The following is a 16,081-nucleotide window of genomic DNA, read 5'->3' on the forward strand; positions in this document are numbered from 1 at the left end:
TGCGGTTGGGTCCGGACGTGCCAGCCGAGTCGATGCCCGCCACCCACGCGACGGTCGAGGCGGTCTGGCGGATCGAGGCGGCGCGGCTCATCGCGGGTCTGGCCAGGGTGGTCCACGACGTCGGCCTAGCCGAGGACCTGGCCCAAGACGCCCTGGTCGCGGCGCTCGAACAGTGGCCGACTTCAGGCGTTCCGAACAACCCGGGGGCCTGGCTCATGGCGGTGGCCAAGCGCCGGGCGATCGACGGCGTCCGGCGGGAGGTTCGGCTGGAGCGCAAGGTCGCCGAGCTCGGCCGTGCCCTGGAGACGGCGGAGGAGATCGATGTCGACGTCGAGGAGCACGTCGAGGACGACGTCCTGCGGCTGATGTTCACCGCCTGCCACCCGGTGCTGACCCCGCCCGCCCGCGCGGCGCTGACGTTGAAGATGCTGGCCGGGCTGCGCACCGAGGAGATCGCCCGCGCGTTCCTCGTCCCCACCTCGACGATGGCCCAGCGCATCGTCCGGGCCAAGAAGGTGCTGGCCGACGCCCGGGTCCCGTTCGAGGTGCCGACCGGCCCCGACCTCGCCCCCCGGCTGGCGTCCGTGCTCGGTGTGGTCTACCTGCTGTTCAACGAGGGCTACTCGGCCACCGCGGGCCCCGACCTCACACGCCCCGACCTGTGCGAGGAGGCGATGCGGCTGGGTCGGGTGCTGGCCGCGTTCGCACCGGACGAGCCCGAGGCGCACGGGTTGATCGCGCTGATGGAACTGCAGGCCTCCCGCCTGCGCACCCGCACCGGAGCGTCCGGCGAGATCGTCACCCTGCTCGAGCAGGACCGCACCCGCTGGGACCGCCTCCTCATCCACCGCGGCCTGGCCGCCCTCGACCGGGCCGTCACCCTGGGCGGCCTCAGCGGTCGGTACACCGCGCAGGCCGCGATCGCCGCGTGCCACGCCCGCGCCAGAACCCCCGACGAGACCAACTGGACCGAGATCTCCACCCTCTACTCGATCCTGGCCCGAGTGGCCCCCTCCCCCATCATCGACCTCAACCGCGCCGTCGCCATCTCCATGTCCGAGGGCCCCACGGCCGCCCTGATCCTTGTGGACGCCTTGGTAGCCGAGAAATCCCTGTCCCGCTACCACCTCCTCCCCGCCGTCCGCGCCGACCTCCTCCTCAAGCTGAACCGCACAGCCGAAGCCAGAACCGAATACGAACGAGCCGCCACCCTCACCGACAACCCCCGCGAACGCGACCTCCTCCTGAGCCGAGCCGCGAACTGCGCGGACAACTGAGGCCCCGCCCGGGAACGGACGGGGCCCCAGCGCGCAACGGTCAGCTGAGCTGGATCACGATCGGGACCGCATCCGGGTGCAGGAAGTAGTGGTCCGGGTAGTACTCGACGTGGACGGTGTAGCCGACGGGCACATCGGCGGGGAAGTCCACGAACGCGGAGGCGACATCGTCGAGGGCGGCGCGGCCACCGGTGAAGTGGACGACCCTGTGGTCCGGGGACACCGACACCAGCGCCGGACCCGAGGTGACCGTGAGCTCGACCCGGGCGACCACGTGGTCGTACGGAGCCGGGTCGTAGTCCACGTCCAGGTCCAGGCCGTCACCGTCAGCGCTCAGGTGGCGGCCGAAGTCCTCCAGTTCAGCCCGGGTGCCCGCGATGTCGAGGAACGGTTCACGAACGGCTCCCCGGATCCGGACGCCGCCGCCTTGTTTTAGTCCCACCAGTCCCCCTCTCGGATCGACGACTTGGAGATCGGGTAGTGCGGGTCTTTGTACCCGTTCTTCGGAGCCTTGCCGTTGATCTGGATCTGCAGGTTGAGGTGCGGTCCCGTCTCCTGCACGTGGTCGCTGTTCGGGTTGACGTCGAAGCGGGCGATACGGGTGATCGTCCGGCCCTTGTCGTCGCTGAAGGTTTTCATGAACTGGACAGCCCCGCTGCCGCTGCGCACGATACGCGGGTTGTCGCCGACGTGTTCGGCGGCCAGGTCGAGGGCTTCCTCCATGGTGATGGTCCTGCAGTTGTGCACCAGGACAGCGGCGGGGCCAGCGAGCACGTAGTACGTGTGCACCGTCTCGACCGTGAGGTCGTAGGTGCGCGTGGTCATGGTGTGCACGCGTGCGTCGGCGACGACGGCGGTGCCGTCCGGGGTGCGCAACCGGGTGCCGAGTGCCAGTTCGTCGGCCCTGGTCCACACCCGGCGTTCGGTGTCGAAGAACAGGTGGTGGTCGGTGACCACCACCCGGCCCACCCCGCCGCCGTGAGCGACGGTCAGCGTGACGTAGGTGGTGTCCTTGTCGGTGATGTGCAGGTCAGTGACCGGGTGCGCCTCTACCCCACCGCCGGGCGCGGAGTTGGCGACGACGTCGCCGACGCGCACCTCCTCGATCGGCTTGGTGCTGCCGTCGGCCAACAGGACCAGCGTGCCCGCGATGAAGCTGTTGCAGGAGGCGGGGGCTTGGGTGAGCTGGTCGGAGGTGTAGTCGTCGAGGTCGAACTTGGTCTTGTGCTTGCCACCGGAGCCCGGCTTGACGCTCCAGCCCCGGTCGTTGCCGCCCGCGGGTAGTTCGGCGCGCCGCGGTGCCAGCGCATCGATGAGGAAGCCGCTGGTGCACCACTCCTCTTGCATGCCGCAGATCTCGACGAGCAGTTCGTTGACGTCGCGTTCAGTCCAGGTGCCATCCCAGTAGAGGTAGGCGCTTGCTTCGTACTTCTTCCCGAACGCCACGCTCCGGTCGTCGAACTGCTGGCCGAGCTCGAACAGGTCCGGACCACCGCTGGGGATCTTGCGGTCGTTGATGTAGTTGCCGTGGTTGGACTTGATGACGACGGTCCCGTTGGGGTACTTGCGCTTCGAGCCGTTGGCCCGGTCGCGCCGTTCGTCGTTGATCTTCTGGTACTTGACCGGGTCGGTGTCCCAGCCGGGCCCCTCGTAGAAGCACTCCGGACCGCACTCCTGGTACAGGCCGCTGGGGTCGAAGAACGTGGTGGGGTTGGCCGCGGCGTAGACGTACCCGGTCCACGTGCGCGGGTCGTCCAGGCCGAGCAGCGGGTCGACGCTGATGAAGCGGCCGGTCGCGGCGTCGTACTGGCGGGCCCCGACATCGGTCAGCGAGGTCGCCGGGTTGGTCGGTTTGTCGAGGAAGCCGTGGTTGTCGGCCCACGTGCCGACGCCGGTGCCCAGCGGGTTGCCGTACGGGTCGAACTCGCGCCTGGTCACGGCGAACCCGACGGCCGAGACCGACACCTGGGCGGTGCCGTGGTCGTCGGACTGCAGGTACTCGGGGTTGCCCGAGCCGACCCGGCGCGCGACGACGGTGCCGTTGTGGCTGTAGTAGCGGGTTCCGGTGATCGTGCCGGTCGTGGTGTCGCGGGCCCATTCCTGGCCGGGCAGGTAGAGGATCACCTTGCCCGGTTCGCGGCGGATGAGCTGGTTGCCGTCCGCGTCGTGGACGTAGGTCGTGTCACCGGTGGGCGACTGGACCTTGGCGAGGCGGTTGTTCTGGTTCCAGGTCAGGGTGTGGACGGCGCCGTTGATGTCGCGGGTGGTGGTGTTGCCGCTGTTGTCGTAGGCGTAGGTGTTGCCGGTCGAGCCGCCGGGCCCGGTCGTGGCCGTGGAGGTCAGCGAGTGCGGGCGGACCGCGGTGGGGCCGGAGGCCGGGTAGGTGTAGGACGTGGTGGTGTCGGCCTGACCGATGCCGTGCTTGGTCTCGCCGGTGCGCAACCCGATGGTGTTGTGCGTCCACGACGTCCAGTACGGGGTGGGGCCACCGACGTTCGTCGACCCGGGGGTGGTGCTCGGCGCTCCCGTACAGCCATCTGTGGCGGTCCAGGCGTTGTTGAGCCGATTGAGCGTGTCGTAACCGAAGCACTGGGTGCGGTTGCCGCCCGGCCGGGCGTTGACGATCTTGGTGAGGTTGCCTGCCGGGTCGAAGGTGTACTGGAGCTCGTCGACCAGCGGGGTGGCCGCCTGGACCGACAACACGGTCTTGGTCACCGCGTGCGTGCGGGCGTCGCGCTCGAAGTCGAGCGTGCCCGCGTTGCCCAGTGAGCTGAGCTGGTACTGCACCGCCTCGCCCGCGGCGTTGCGGCTCGTGCCGGACACGTAGTCCCACACGTTGCTGCGGGTTTCCGACGGCAACCCGTACCGGTTGATGGCGTAGGTCATCGCCTCACCGGGCAACCCGCCCTTGGACGGCAACGCGGCACCGGAGAGTTGGCCGGTCGTGGTGTAGGAGAACGTCGTGGTGTGGAAGCCGTTGAGCCCGGTCTCGGACGCGGGCACCGAGACCACGTTGTTGGTCGGCAGGCCCTGCGAGTTGTACTGGCTGACGCCCACCTGGTAGTCGCCGTTGGCGGTGATCCGCTTGGTGGAGGCGAGTTTGCCCGCGCCGTTGACCGCCGTGTCGAAGGTCCAGGTGGCCAGCGCGGTCCGCCCGACGCCGACGCCGCTGTACTCGGCGGTGCGGCGGCCGATCACGTCGTAGTCGTAGCTGAGCACCTGACCGCGGCCGTCGGTGACCGAGGTCAGCTGGCCGAGCAGGTCGTAGGCCCTGGTGGTCTGGCCCGCGTCCGGGTCGGTCAGACCGGTTTGCCTGCCGAGGAAGTCGTACTGGTACTCCCAGTCGTTGCCCGCGGCGTCGGCGTTGCGGGTCAACTGGTCCACCGAGTTGTACTCGTAGGTACTGGCGCGGTAAGTGCCACCGGTGACGACGTTGCCCGCGACGGAGGGGGCCGCGCTGTACTCGCGGACCTCCGTTGTGCGCCCCTTGGCGTCAACGACCGTGGTCTTGGCGACCCCTCCTGTGGGCGGCAAGGTGGTCACGCGGTCGCCGCCGTAGACCGTGGACAAGGTCGCCTTGGCGGTGAGGCCTTGGTAGGACACGCTTTGCACCGCGCGCCCCGTGCCGTCGAACGTGGTGGTGGACCGGTCGTCCACCGAGGCGTCGGGGACGGTGACCAGGGTCGTACCGGGAACACCGGTGGTGACGTAGTGGTTGTGCGAAGCGACGACCCAGCCGTGGGTGTCGTAGAACAGTTCGGCGACAACGCGGTTGCTGACGCCCGCCGGGTTGCTGAGGTCGTCGACCTGGGTCTGCCTCGGCTTGCCCATGGCGTCGTAGAGGGTGACGGAGGTGACGTAGTTGGTGCCGCTGCCGTAGTCGACGAGCGTTCGCGTGGTCACGGCCAAGGGACCGTTGTTGCGCACCAAATAGCTGTGCTGCGCGTTGGCCAGGTCGCCAGCGGCCTTGGACCGACCCGGCTTCCAGAGCGCGGTCAACCTGCCGAAGCTGTCATAGGTCGCTTCGGTGATCCTGCCGCCGATCTCGACACCCTTGACGACGGCGCCGCGGGTCGGTTCGAGGGTCACCGAGGACACCTGCGCCTTGGCGTTGGTGGTGGTGACGGTGGAGACGATGCCACCCAGGGTCGGGGTGTAGGCGGTGGTGGTCTCCTGGTTGAGCGCGTCCTTCTTGGACAGAACGCGGCCTGCGGCGTCGTAGGTCGCCGACTCCGTGGTCTGGAAGGTCAACGTGCCACTGGTGTTCGCCGTGGCCGAGTCCGACCTGGTCGGGTCGCCCGCGCCCGGGACGGCGCCGAGCGTGGCGGACGCGTCGTAGTAGGTGCGCTTCGCCCCGACGATCGGACTCGGCGGGGTGGCCGGGCCGGAGGTCGGGCACGTGGCGGTGGACTGCCACACCTCGGCGGGCCGGTCGCGGATCCACGACGTCGTGTTGTCGGCGTAGCTGGTGGTCGCGCAGGTGTCGGCGATGCCGTCGGCCGACTCGGTGGTGGAAACCTTGCGGCCGAGGGTGTCGTACCGGTGCGTGGCCGAACTGGTGCGCGTGCCCCCGGCGGCCAAGGTGGTGATCGCGGGTGCGGGAGGGCGCGACGATGCGCGCTGTCGCTGCGGGCAGGCCTGTGCGGGCCCGGGTCGCGGTGGTGGCGAGGTCGGTGAGCTCGGTGATCGACGTGCTCAGCTGTGCGCCGCCGTCACCGAGGTAGGTCTGGGTCTCGTGGGCGCTGCCCGCGAACACGTTGTCGTCGTTGCGGGTCTCGCCCAGGGAGTTGGTCACGGTGGCCGTGCGCTGCTGGTTGCCGGGCAAGGTGTCCCCGTGCATGCCCCGGAAGTAGGTGGTCTTGGTCAGCGTCCGCTGGTCTGTGCCCGCTCCGGTGCGGGTCTCGACCTGGCCGTAGCCGCGGAACTGGCCGTAGGTGCGGTGCGCGGGCTTGACGAGTTCGTTGTCGTCGAAGTGCCAGGCCGGGGCGCCGAGGTAGGTGTAGGCGGTCCGCTGGGTCGGGGAGGTGGCGTTGCCGTCTTGGACCTGGACCTGGGTGACCGGGTAGACGTGGAAGAAGTCCAGCGTCGGGTTCTGGTTGAGCGGCAACCTCCAGTAGACCGGGTAGCAGCGCTTGGTGTTGTTGGGCAGGTCCGTGGGCACCGTGGTCGAGGTGCACTCCGTCGGCGAGTAGTCCACCGACACCTGGCCACCGGTCTCGGTGGCGACGTTGCGCAGTCGCCAGTGGCCCATGGCGGGCTGGTTGTTGTAGCCGCTGACCCGGTTGTCGTACACCTCACTGGTGAAGGTGACCGGCGGTAGGGCGGTCCCGGTGGTGCCCGCTTCCCAGGCGGTGCGCACGATCTGGTCCAGGCGCAGGCTCGGGTCGGTCTGGGTCGGGAAGGTCTGGGTCAGCGCGTACGAGTCGACCTTCACCGGGCCGGATCCGGTGTTGTACTGGGTGGTGATGGAGGTCAGGCGCTTGGTGGACCAGAAGCTGGGCGAGTGGTTGTTGCAGGTCGCGCCGGAGAGGCACTGCTGGTCCTGCGGGGTGTCCGGCCAGTGCGTCGCGTTGGCGGCGGTGAACTGGGCGGGGTCGCAGGTGATGGCGCCGTTGGGGGTACAGCGCTCGGAGACGTCGAACACCACCTGGCCGGGGGCGGTGCCGTAGACCGAACCGGAGGTCAGGCGCAGCCCGTAGTCGATGCGCTTGAGCGTGCCGCCACGGGTGTAGACCACACCGGTCGTTGCCTTGTTCGCGCCGTAGTAGTTGGACTCCGGGGCGTAGTGGTACAGCGAGGCGTTGCCGTGCGGGTCTTCGACGTAGTCCAGGTTCCAGCGCCACACCTGGTCGCATTTGGACTGCGCGAACCCGGCGGCGTTGTAACAGGGATCACCGTTGCGCGGACCGTAGACCGGGACGGTCCAACGGGAGTTCGTCGTGTCCTGGGTGGTGCGCCCCGGGCCCTCGTTGCGACCGAAGTGGTACTTCACGCCATCGGTGGTGGTGACCCGCCAATACTCGCTCGACGGGGTACCCGTGGAGACAAGCTCCACACGCGCACCATCGTCACTGGCCGGGCGCCACGTGCCGTCAGCGTCGTTGCGCACCAACGCCGTCGATCTCCCGCCCAGGCTCATCGTCACGATGTGCCCGGCCCAGCACAGGTCACCGGTCTGCTGCGCCTGCGGCAACGCCGTGTCATCGGCGCACGAACGGTACGTGCGCTCGACGAACCCCGGCGAGTAATCCCAACCCTGCCCAACCCACGACGCCTGGTTGTTCGTCGCCGCCGTACGACCGTCCACACCAGCCGAGTTGTACGACAGGGTGACGTCGGGCATGGCGCTGGTGCCGCTCGCCGTCGGCGGCAGGGTGATCGGGTACGACCAGGTGAACGCACCAGCCGACCCGGTCACGCCCCAACTGCCGGACGGGCCGAGCGAACTGGCGACGAACGACCCCCCAGGACCCGAGGACCCCGCTGTGGCGGCGAGCACGGTCGCACCCTTGACCGGGACGGTCGCCGACACCGACTGGGCGGAGCCGTCGTTGCGCGAGTCCACCTCGGACTGGACCTGGCAGCTGGGCAGGTGCGGGGTGGCCAGGGCGCACTCCGGCAACCGCACCAACCGCAAGCGGGTACCGAGGTCGGCGCCACCGGCGTGGCGGAACGACGAGTAGTCGACGGTCACGGTCGCCGAGTCGATCGGCCCGGAGGTCGGCCGTACGGCCAGCAGCACACCGGACACACCCGCGCGCTCGGCCACCGACCGCTGGGCCAACTCGACCCTCGCCGTGGGCGTGCGCCCGGCAGCGGGCGCGGCGATCCGAACCGGCAGCGAACCCGCCTGGCGCGCCACCGGAACCCGCGCGCCGCGCTCCGCCGAGTTGGACGGTTCCCCCGTCACAGCGGGCTTGTCGCCCCCCAGCACGACCTCGGCCGACCCGCCTTCCGGCCACGTCGTCGCCGTTCGCGCCGGTTGGTCTACGTATGTCGACGGTGCGCGGGACGGCACCACCTCGCGGTGCGGGACCACCTTCTCGGCTACCGGTTTGGGCAGCCGCGACGGCGCGGCCGCCGACGGCGGGGGTGCCAGCGCCGCCACCCCGGACATCAGGGTGGTGAGCACCACAGCGAACACGAGCAGCCGTACCCGCCGGAAAAAGGCATGGCTGCGCGAAGACCCATCGGCCATGAAACCCACCCCAGTGTGCCAAAAGCCCCAGAAAGTCCAAACGAACCGGAACTCAACCAGACCGGTCGCCCCTCGGGGAACCCCGAACACCGCGACACACAGCCAATCCCCCGCGACACGCCGACCACCTGCCCCGAAAGGCCCAGACCGCGGTCGCCCACCAGGCCCAACCCACGACCGGCGTTCCTGCCGGTCGTGCCACGTACGACCGCCCCGACCGATCACTCGACCGCCAAGATGACGCCCGCCGATGGCGACGCAGAGTGGCGTAGACGTGACCGCGCAACCCGTTCTGGTGTATTCCGACTACCGCTGTAGCTGGTGCCCACAGTGGAGCGATGTCGGTGGTGAGGGCTGTCATCGGGTGGTGAAGGCTAGGAGGGCATGTCATGGCTGACCTGCGCATCGAGCTCGTTCAACAGGACCTCCCTGCCCCCGGGGAGATCGTGCGGATAGATTGCGGTGGCTACGTCCTGTTCGTGCAGAACACCGATCCGGCCACGGCGGGACCGTCCGCGCCGGACGAAGTGGTCAGGTACGTGGCGGTCACGATCACCGCGCCGACTTCCGAGCTGCGGCACGCCACCGCGGTGCACCAGCGCGGGGTCAAGAGCCGTCGGGAGAACTGGACGCTGTGTGACAAGTCGAAGAAGCGGCGGGTGAAGGACCGGCTGGACGCGCAGCCGCTGGAGACGGTGAGCTGTGTGCAGTGTCGGCGGGCGCTGGTGGACAAGGGGGCGTTGGCCGCGGGGTGACGCTCCCGGGGCGTCCACGATCTGGGAGGGGAAATAGGGCTCGTCGGCTGGCGTTTGACCTGGTGACGGGGTTGGCGGCACTGGCGAACGGACGGCGGCATGGGTGACGTGGGGTTCAGGGCGTTGTGGCAGGACTGGAAGGACGAGCGGGAGCGGACCCTGGCTGATCCGCACGGGTGGTTGGCGTTGGTCTCGCTCGACTGGTTGACCGAGGAGCCGACCGCCTACCACGGGTTGCCGGGGTTGTGGTGGCAGGACTCGGAGGCGGCCTATGTCGATGCGGCCGCTGGTGGGGTGAGCCGGGACGGGGAGCCGGTCGTGGGGGTGGAGCGGTTCGAGTTGGTCAACAGCGGTGCCGGGGCTCGGGTTCGGGTCGGGGACGTCGAGGTGGAGGTCGCTCGGCGGGGTGGGTACCTCGTGCGGGTGCACGACCCGGCGGCTGAGGCGGTGCGCGGGTTCCGCGGCGTGCCCAGCTACGAGCCGGATCCGGCGTGGGTGTTGCGCGGGGTGTTCGAGCCGTTCGACGAGCCTCGGCCGACGACGGTGGGGGCTGTTGTGGCGGGGTTGAGCCACGTCTACACCGCGCCCGGCGTGGTGCGGTTCGCCCACGGCGGCGCGGAGCACACGTTGACGGCGTTCAACGGGAAGGCGGGCGGCTTCAGCATCCTGTTCACCGACGCGACCAGCGGTGTGACCACGTACGCGGCGAACCGGTCGCTGGCGGTGGCCGACCCGGACGGGGACGGCGGGGTCGTGCTCGACTTCAACCGGGCGGTGAACCTGCCGTGCGCGTTCACGGCGTACGCGACGTGCCCGCTGCCGCCGGAGGGCAACCGGCTGCCCTTCGCGGTGGCGGCGGGCGAGAAGATCCCCCACTGATCGCGCGCGGCACGGGCCCAGCGCCGGGCCCGTGCCGGGTCACGCGCCGAGGAGGTCCGCCACCGGGATCTCGCGGACGTCGCCGTCCGCGGTGCACGCGAGGAACCGGTCCGGCGCGTAGTGCAGCGCGGCGATGCCGGTGATGGGGGCGGTGAACCACTGGCGGGTCGGTAAGTCGTAGGCCACGAGCGGGCCGGTGGGTGATCCGGCGGCGATGAGCATCCCGTCGTCGGTGACGGCCGCCGTGGTGAGGTGGTGCGGGGCGCGGATCGCCACGACCTCGGTTTCCGACCACAAGCGTAGATCTTCGCCGACGGTGGCGAAGCGGTTGTCCGGCAAGGCGATGCACGCGAGGGCACCTGTGCGGCGCGCCCGGCCCAACCGCTCGCGGGTGGCAAGGTCCCACCAGGTGGCGCTGCCGTCGGCGGCCAGGGCGAACAGGACGCCGCCCGCCACAGCGATGTCGGCGACGGGGGAATCGTGTAGGTCGAACGTGGTGATGTGCTGGAAGTCCGCGGACAGGACAACGGCTTCACCGGTGCCGGTGCCCAGCACGACGCGGTCGGCGAACGCGGCGGCGCTGGTCAGCGCGGACGGGTGCCGGTAGACCGCGCTGCCGGTGGTGGCGTCGACCAGTCCGCCGCAGGCCGCCAATCGGAAACGGCCGAATTCCGCAGGCACCACCCGCGGGTCACCGCGGTCGAACAATCGGGGTTTGTCCATCAACTAGCCGCCTCACCTGGGGTTATGAACGTCCGATAGGGCCTTTCGTCATATTCTCGGGCGCGCCGGAATGCATTTCTTCGACCGTACCGAGCATGTCAACCAGGTGTGCGAAATATGGGAAGCACCCCATTTCGACCAGCGGGGGCCGCGGTCGGCTGCCCGACCGCGGCCCCCTGGTCATGACCTACTTGAGGCCGTAGGCGCGGATGACGGTCTGCTCGACCGTCGCGCCGTCCGCGGCCTTGGCGGATGCCTTGAGGGACACGAACTTCGCCCCGGCCGGGTGGTGGAGCAGGGCGAACCACTTGCCACCGTTGGCGATGACGGGTGTCGTGCGCCAAGTGGCCCCGTCGTCGTAGGAGACCCGCAGCACGGGGGTCGAGATGCCCGCGCTGTCACCGCCCGAGCGCTGGCCGTAGAGCGGCAGGACGAACAGGCTCCCGGCCTTGGCCTTGTTCTCCCCGTCCAGCGGCGGCGCGAACCGGACCACCGGTAGCCGGACGTGGGTGTACTTGTCGTCCGGCGTGCGCTCGGAGGCGAAGGTCCACTCAGCGGTGACCGCGGTGCTCAGCGTGAACGGCGCTTGCCGGGTGTCGCTCGCGCGCAGCCGGTAGGTCTGCTTCCCCGGCGGGACAACGGCGAACAGGCTGCCGCTGCGGTCGAACTTCGCCACCAACTCCGCGTCCCGGTACAGCTCGGTGCTCGCCGTCGCGGTGTCGGACAGGCCCGTGTGGTTGGGGTCCTGGTCGCCGTAGAGCGGGACGCTGACCTCGAGCTCGTCACCGAGGCGAACGGCGCCGAGGAAGTCGGAGGTGGGCAGGGCCGGGCCGAAGACCGCGTTGTTCCACCGCTGGACGGCGGGCTTGCCCTTCTCGTACACGACCGGCTTCTCGGTGAACATGAAGCTGTCGTACTCGAACTGCGTGGCACCTTCGCTGAAGACGTCGAACCACTCCAGCCCGGGGCTGTAGTGCCGGTCGAACTTCGCGGGCAGCGGCCGTGAGACCAGGTCGTCGAACCACCCGACGGCACCGGGACTCCCCGCGGCGGCTTCGGTGCGCACCACGACCAGGTCCTTGTCTGCGAAGTGGCGGTTGAGCTTGGCGGGTACCGCCCCGTCGTGTTCGAAGCCAACCGCGTAGAAGTACGGGCTGGTGGTGAACGCGCCGGTCTCATCCGGCTTCGCGAGCCTGGCGCGCAGGCTGAACGTCGCGACGCCCCGCGGCGCGCTCGTCTTCGACGGCACGAGGAGAATCGGCTCGAAGTCCGGGGCACTGATGCCCGCACCCGCGTGACCGTCCTTTATGGCCACTCGGAGGTCGAGCTCGACCCCGGCGACCTTCGCGTCCTTGTGGGCGATCGACACCGCGGGCCGGACGGCCTTGGTCCCGTCCACCACCAGCGTCGCGTCCTTGGTGACGGCGACCCTGGGTTCCCAGGAGAAGACGTCGGCGTCACCGAAGGTGGACCCCTCGAAGAAGTAGTTGCCCTTGCGCAGCCGGAAGACCTTCTTGGCCGGGCTGTCGAGGTCTACAGTGGACTCCGAGCGGTCGAGGTCGACGAGGAAGACGAAGCGCCTGCTGGCGTTGCCCGGCAGGTCCTTGAACTCGACGGTGAGGTCGTAGCTCTCCTCTTCCTTGTCCACACCGAAGGGCGTGCGGACCACAGTGGACCCACCCGTCGCGGTGATCGCCCCGGAGTACCTGCCGTCGGGTCCGGAGAACGTGGTGTCGGCCGTGACGGTGACACTCGCCTGCCCACCGGCGGGCACCTGCACCCGCGAGGGCGAGAAGGTGAGGAACCCGGCGGGCGGCGTGGCCGGACCGCGGACGTCCGCGGTCAGGTCGAGGGTCACCGGTGAGGTGCCCGAGTTGCGGTAGGTGAGCGTGCGGGTGATGACGGCGTCGTCGTGGTGCGGCCACCTGGCGACGCCCAGGCTCAGCGACGCCGAGTCCGCGGTCACCTCCTGCGCGATCACCCTGGCGACGTCGACCCGGCCGCCGCCCTGTTCGAACGGGGTGAGCGCCGGGTTGGGCTTGGCGCTGCCGACCAGGGCCGCCTTGAGGCGCTCCGGCCGCCAATCCGGGTGCTGCCCGACCAGCAGCGCCGCGGCGCCCGCCACGTGCGGGGTGGCCATCGAGGTACCCGACAGCGACACGTGCCGGTCCCCCACCGGGTCACCGATCTCGCCGTGCGCGGCTTTCGCGGCGACGATGGCGACGCCGGGCGCGGTGATGTCGGGCTTGATCGCGCCGTCCCCGGCGCGCGGTCCCCGGGAGGAGAACGGCGCGAGGGCGTCGGCGCGGTCGACGGCACCGACGGTCAACGCGGCGTCGGCCGCGGCGGGCGAGCCGACCTGGCGTCCGGTGTTGCCCGCGGCGACCACGAACAGCGTGCCCGTCTCGGCGGTGAGCCGGTTGACCGCGAGCGAAGCCGGGTCGTCGCCCGTTGACGGCGAAGAGGTGCCCAGGCTCAGGTTCACCACGTCGGCGCCGGAGGTGGCCGCCCACTCCATGCCCGCGATGACATCGGACTCGGAGCCGCCGCCGTGGTCGCCGAGGACCTTTCCTACCAGCAGCGCGCTGTCGGGGGCGACGCCCTGGTAGCGACCGGACCCGGTGATGGTGGCCGCGACGTGGGTGCCGTGCCCGACGCGGTCGTCGGTGTCGGGCGAGTCGCTGAAGTTGCGCGCCTGCGTGACGGCGCCAGCCAGGTCCGGGTGGGTCGCGTCGATGCCGGTGTCGAGCACGGCGACGGTGACGCCCTTGCCGGTCAGCCCGGCTTTCCACGCCTCCGGCGCGCCGATCTGCGGCACGCTGCGGTCCAGCGACGCGGTGACCCGGCCGTCGAGCCAGACCCGGGCGAGTCCGGCCGCGCGGGTGCCACCGCCGAGGAACGGGGTGCCCTTGGCGACGGTGAAGGAGGCGCCGTTGACGCTGGTCAGCGCGCGCACGTCGGCGGCCGCCGCGAGCCGCGGGGCCGCGCCGTCGTAGGTGACGATCAGCGGCGTGGCCTTGGACGCCTGGTCGCCGAATCCGTCGCGGACGAGCGCGGAAACGTTGAACAGGCGCCGGTCCAGCCTGCCCGCGGCGAGGTCGGGCAGCACGTCGTCGGGGTAGACGCTGAGGTCGCCGCGCTGGTCGACGCGGCGCAGGAAGGTGACCCGTTCCCGGCCGCGGGCCGGGCGGATCGACGCCTGCCCGCCCGCGAACACCACGTGGTCACCGGTGATCAGGGTGATCTCGCCGCGGCTGCTCTGCGCGGGCTGGTCCTGGGCTGGTGCGGCCTGGGCCCTGGCTTCGGTGACCGGCCCGGTCGCGATGGCCGCGGCGGCGAGCACCGCGGCGGCGACGACCCCGGTCCGGGGTCGACTTGCTGGCATGAGGGTTCTCCCCCTGGTACGCGGCGCGGATCGCCGCTCACGCAAGTACAACGTCGAAATGATCATCCGCGTTGCCTCCGCGCGTTCACCTGCCGGAGAGGAGGCGGCGCGGCGGCCCCGCGGCGAGGCTGGGTGTCGAGGAGGCCACGGCGGTCGGCGCCGGGCGTCGGCACCGGAGCGGGGACCTGTTGACCGGTCCCCGCTCCCTGGTGGGAGGAACCGCGATGACCGAGATGGTGCCCCTGGCGACCGGCTTCGACGTGTCCTGGCGCGGCTACCGCAAGCGCCAGGTGCACCACTACGTCGCCTGCGTCGAGACCGATCTGCGAACCCTGGCCGAAGACCGCGACGCGGCCGCGGCGAAGGCGCAAGCGCTCACCGACGAGCTGGAGCGGGTCCGCAGGGAAGCCGCGGTGCTGCGCACCCGCGTCGACCGGTTGTGCCGCACCCCGGTCGACCTGACCGGCGCCGAAGTGCGGGCGCGCCGGGTGATCGAACTGGCGCACGCGGAGGCCGAAGAGGTGCTCGCCCGCGCGCGGTCGATGGCCGAACGCACCTGGTCGACGGTGCGCGCCATGGAAACCGCCGCCCGCGAACGCCACGACCGCCTGACCCGCAAAGCCGAGGTGGATCACCAGGCGTTGACCAAACGCACCCACGACCTGATCACCACCCAGGCCCACTTGGCCGAGCAGAGCCGCCGCGAACTCGACGAACGAGCCCGAGCCCTGCGCGACCAGGTCCACACCGACTTCACCACAGCGATGTCAGCGCGGCGGGCGGAGCAGAACGCAGAACTGGCTTCACTGCGCGCATCCGCCGAAGCCGAGGCGGAAGCCATGGTATCGGCGGCGGTGGAGCAGGTACGCACCCTGCACCGCCACCGAGACGCTGTGGCCGCCCGACTGGCGGCTGTGCGAGCACTGGTGCTGCGGGCGGACGTGGACCTGAACCCACCCGCCCCAGTGCGCGCCCTGCCCACCGCCGGGTCTTAGTCCACTTGGGTTCTCACCAATAAGACCACAGTGGACACAACCACCAGCGTTCCCGGCAAACCGATAGCCGCACCACCAAAGGAAGAACAACACCCCGGGCCAGCACGCCGCCGGGAACGCGGTCCTGCGGCCCCGTTTGCCACAACGCCCAACGGGCCGACTGCCACACACGAACGCGGCCAGCAGCACCAGCGGCAGCGATGTGTCGAGGGCCATCATGAGCGACGGTGGCAACAGGCCCAACACCGCCCACACCACCAGGCGACACAACCACGAGCCAAGCCCCACCCGATCCCTGGGGGACGTCCCTAGGCCAGTCTATCGGTGCCCCCACCACGAAAGGGGGACGCGGGCTGGTCGGTGGACAACTCCGAGGGTTGTGGACAACTCGACCCCGAGGGCGCGTCGGTGGGGTCGCGACTCCGATCAGCAGTCGGGCAGGACGCACCACCACGACCGCGTCGCGGCGACCAGGGCGGGCCTGGAGGAGCAGGGCGGCACAGCGCCCAAGCCGACGGCGGGCGCCACCGGTGGCGTGCCCACATCGGCGGAGTTCGCGCTGACGAGGCCGCGTAACTTTCTTTCGGTGCCGAACGGAAGAGACCTCGGCGCCCAGCCGACTGTGGGCGCCACCGGTGGCGGGCCCCACAGCGGCGGCGCCAGACCGTGCCGAGCGGCAGCGCGGTCGGGCGGGACGCGGCCGTCGACAAGGCGAGTCCGGCGCAGGTCACCACTGAGGGTGACGACGGCGAGTGATTTCCGGTTGCGGGATGAGCCAGACGGGGATGAGCACGTGGAAGTCGGGGCCGAGCGGGCCACGTGTCGTTATTTTCAGCGGTGAGAGAAAAGGCGGGAATCGGGGCGGTCGT

At 70.3% G+C, this 16,081-nt stretch carries 9 protein-coding genes; 4 read left to right on the forward strand and 5 right to left on the reverse strand.

The genetic code is table 11. The features are described 5' to 3' along the window. The first annotated feature begins 32 nt into the window (after positions 1–32). Positions 33–1,277, forward strand: a complete 1,245-nt coding sequence (locus JOD54_RS31275) for an RNA polymerase sigma factor (protein WP_204456889.1) — start codon at positions 33–35, stop codon at positions 1,275–1,277. 40 nt (positions 1,278–1,317) lie between these two features. Here JOD54_RS31275 and JOD54_RS31280 read toward each other — a convergent pair whose 3' ends face one another. The 3 genes from JOD54_RS31280 to JOD54_RS35410 form a co-directional block, all read right to left on the reverse strand. Beyond that, positions 1,318–1,719, reverse strand: a complete 402-nt coding sequence (locus tag JOD54_RS31280) for an Imm32 family immunity protein (protein WP_204455529.1) — start codon at positions 1,717–1,719, stop codon at positions 1,318–1,320. Continuing rightward, entirely contained in the window at positions 1,710–5,108 is a 3,399-nt protein-coding gene (locus JOD54_RS31285) for an RHS repeat-associated core domain-containing protein (RefSeq protein ID WP_275592942.1), read from the reverse strand. The genes JOD54_RS31280 and JOD54_RS31285 overlap by 10 nt, the downstream gene beginning before the upstream one ends. 181 nt (positions 5,109–5,289) lie before the next feature. Next, positions 5,290–8,475, reverse strand: a complete 3,186-nt coding sequence (locus JOD54_RS35410; protein WP_275592694.1) for a hypothetical protein — start codon at positions 8,473–8,475, stop codon at positions 5,290–5,292. A 389-nt stretch (positions 8,476–8,864) separates the two neighbouring features. Here JOD54_RS35410 and JOD54_RS31290 point away from each other — a divergent pair, with 389 nt between their 5' ends. Together JOD54_RS31290 and JOD54_RS31295 are read left to right on the forward strand one after the other, a co-directional pair. Then, on the forward strand, positions 8,865–9,230 hold the full coding sequence (locus JOD54_RS31290; RefSeq protein WP_204455531.1) for a hypothetical protein: 366 nt from the start codon (positions 8,865–8,867) through the stop codon (positions 9,228–9,230). Between the two features lie 99 nt (positions 9,231–9,329). Further along, a complete protein-coding gene (locus tag JOD54_RS31295) occupies positions 9,330–10,109 on the forward strand; it encodes a DUF1684 domain-containing protein (RefSeq protein WP_204455532.1) in 780 nt (259 codons plus the stop codon). A gap of 39 nt (positions 10,110–10,148) precedes the next feature. On the opposite strand, the gene JOD54_RS31300 is transcribed toward JOD54_RS31295, so the two are convergent. Then, the gene (locus JOD54_RS31300; protein ID WP_204455533.1) at positions 10,149–10,832 is read right to left on the reverse strand and encodes a WD40 repeat domain-containing protein; all 684 of its coding nucleotides are present in this window, start codon (positions 10,830–10,832) and stop codon (positions 10,149–10,151) included. A 187-nt stretch (positions 10,833–11,019) separates the two neighbouring features. After that, on the reverse strand, positions 11,020–14,217 hold the full coding sequence (locus JOD54_RS31305) for a S8 family serine peptidase (RefSeq protein WP_204455534.1): 3,198 nt from the start codon (positions 14,215–14,217) through the stop codon (positions 11,020–11,022). 224 nt (positions 14,218–14,441) lie between these two features. On the opposite strand from JOD54_RS31305, the gene JOD54_RS31310 reads away from it, so the two are divergent. Next, entirely contained in the window at positions 14,442–15,212 is a 771-nt protein-coding gene (locus JOD54_RS31310) for a hypothetical protein (protein ID WP_204455535.1), read from the forward strand. Positions 15,213–16,081 lie beyond the last annotated feature (869 nt).

Source organism: Actinokineospora baliensis, from assembly GCF_016907695.1.
In the GTDB taxonomy this organism is placed as follows: domain Bacteria; phylum Actinomycetota; class Actinomycetes; order Mycobacteriales; family Pseudonocardiaceae; genus Actinokineospora; species Actinokineospora baliensis.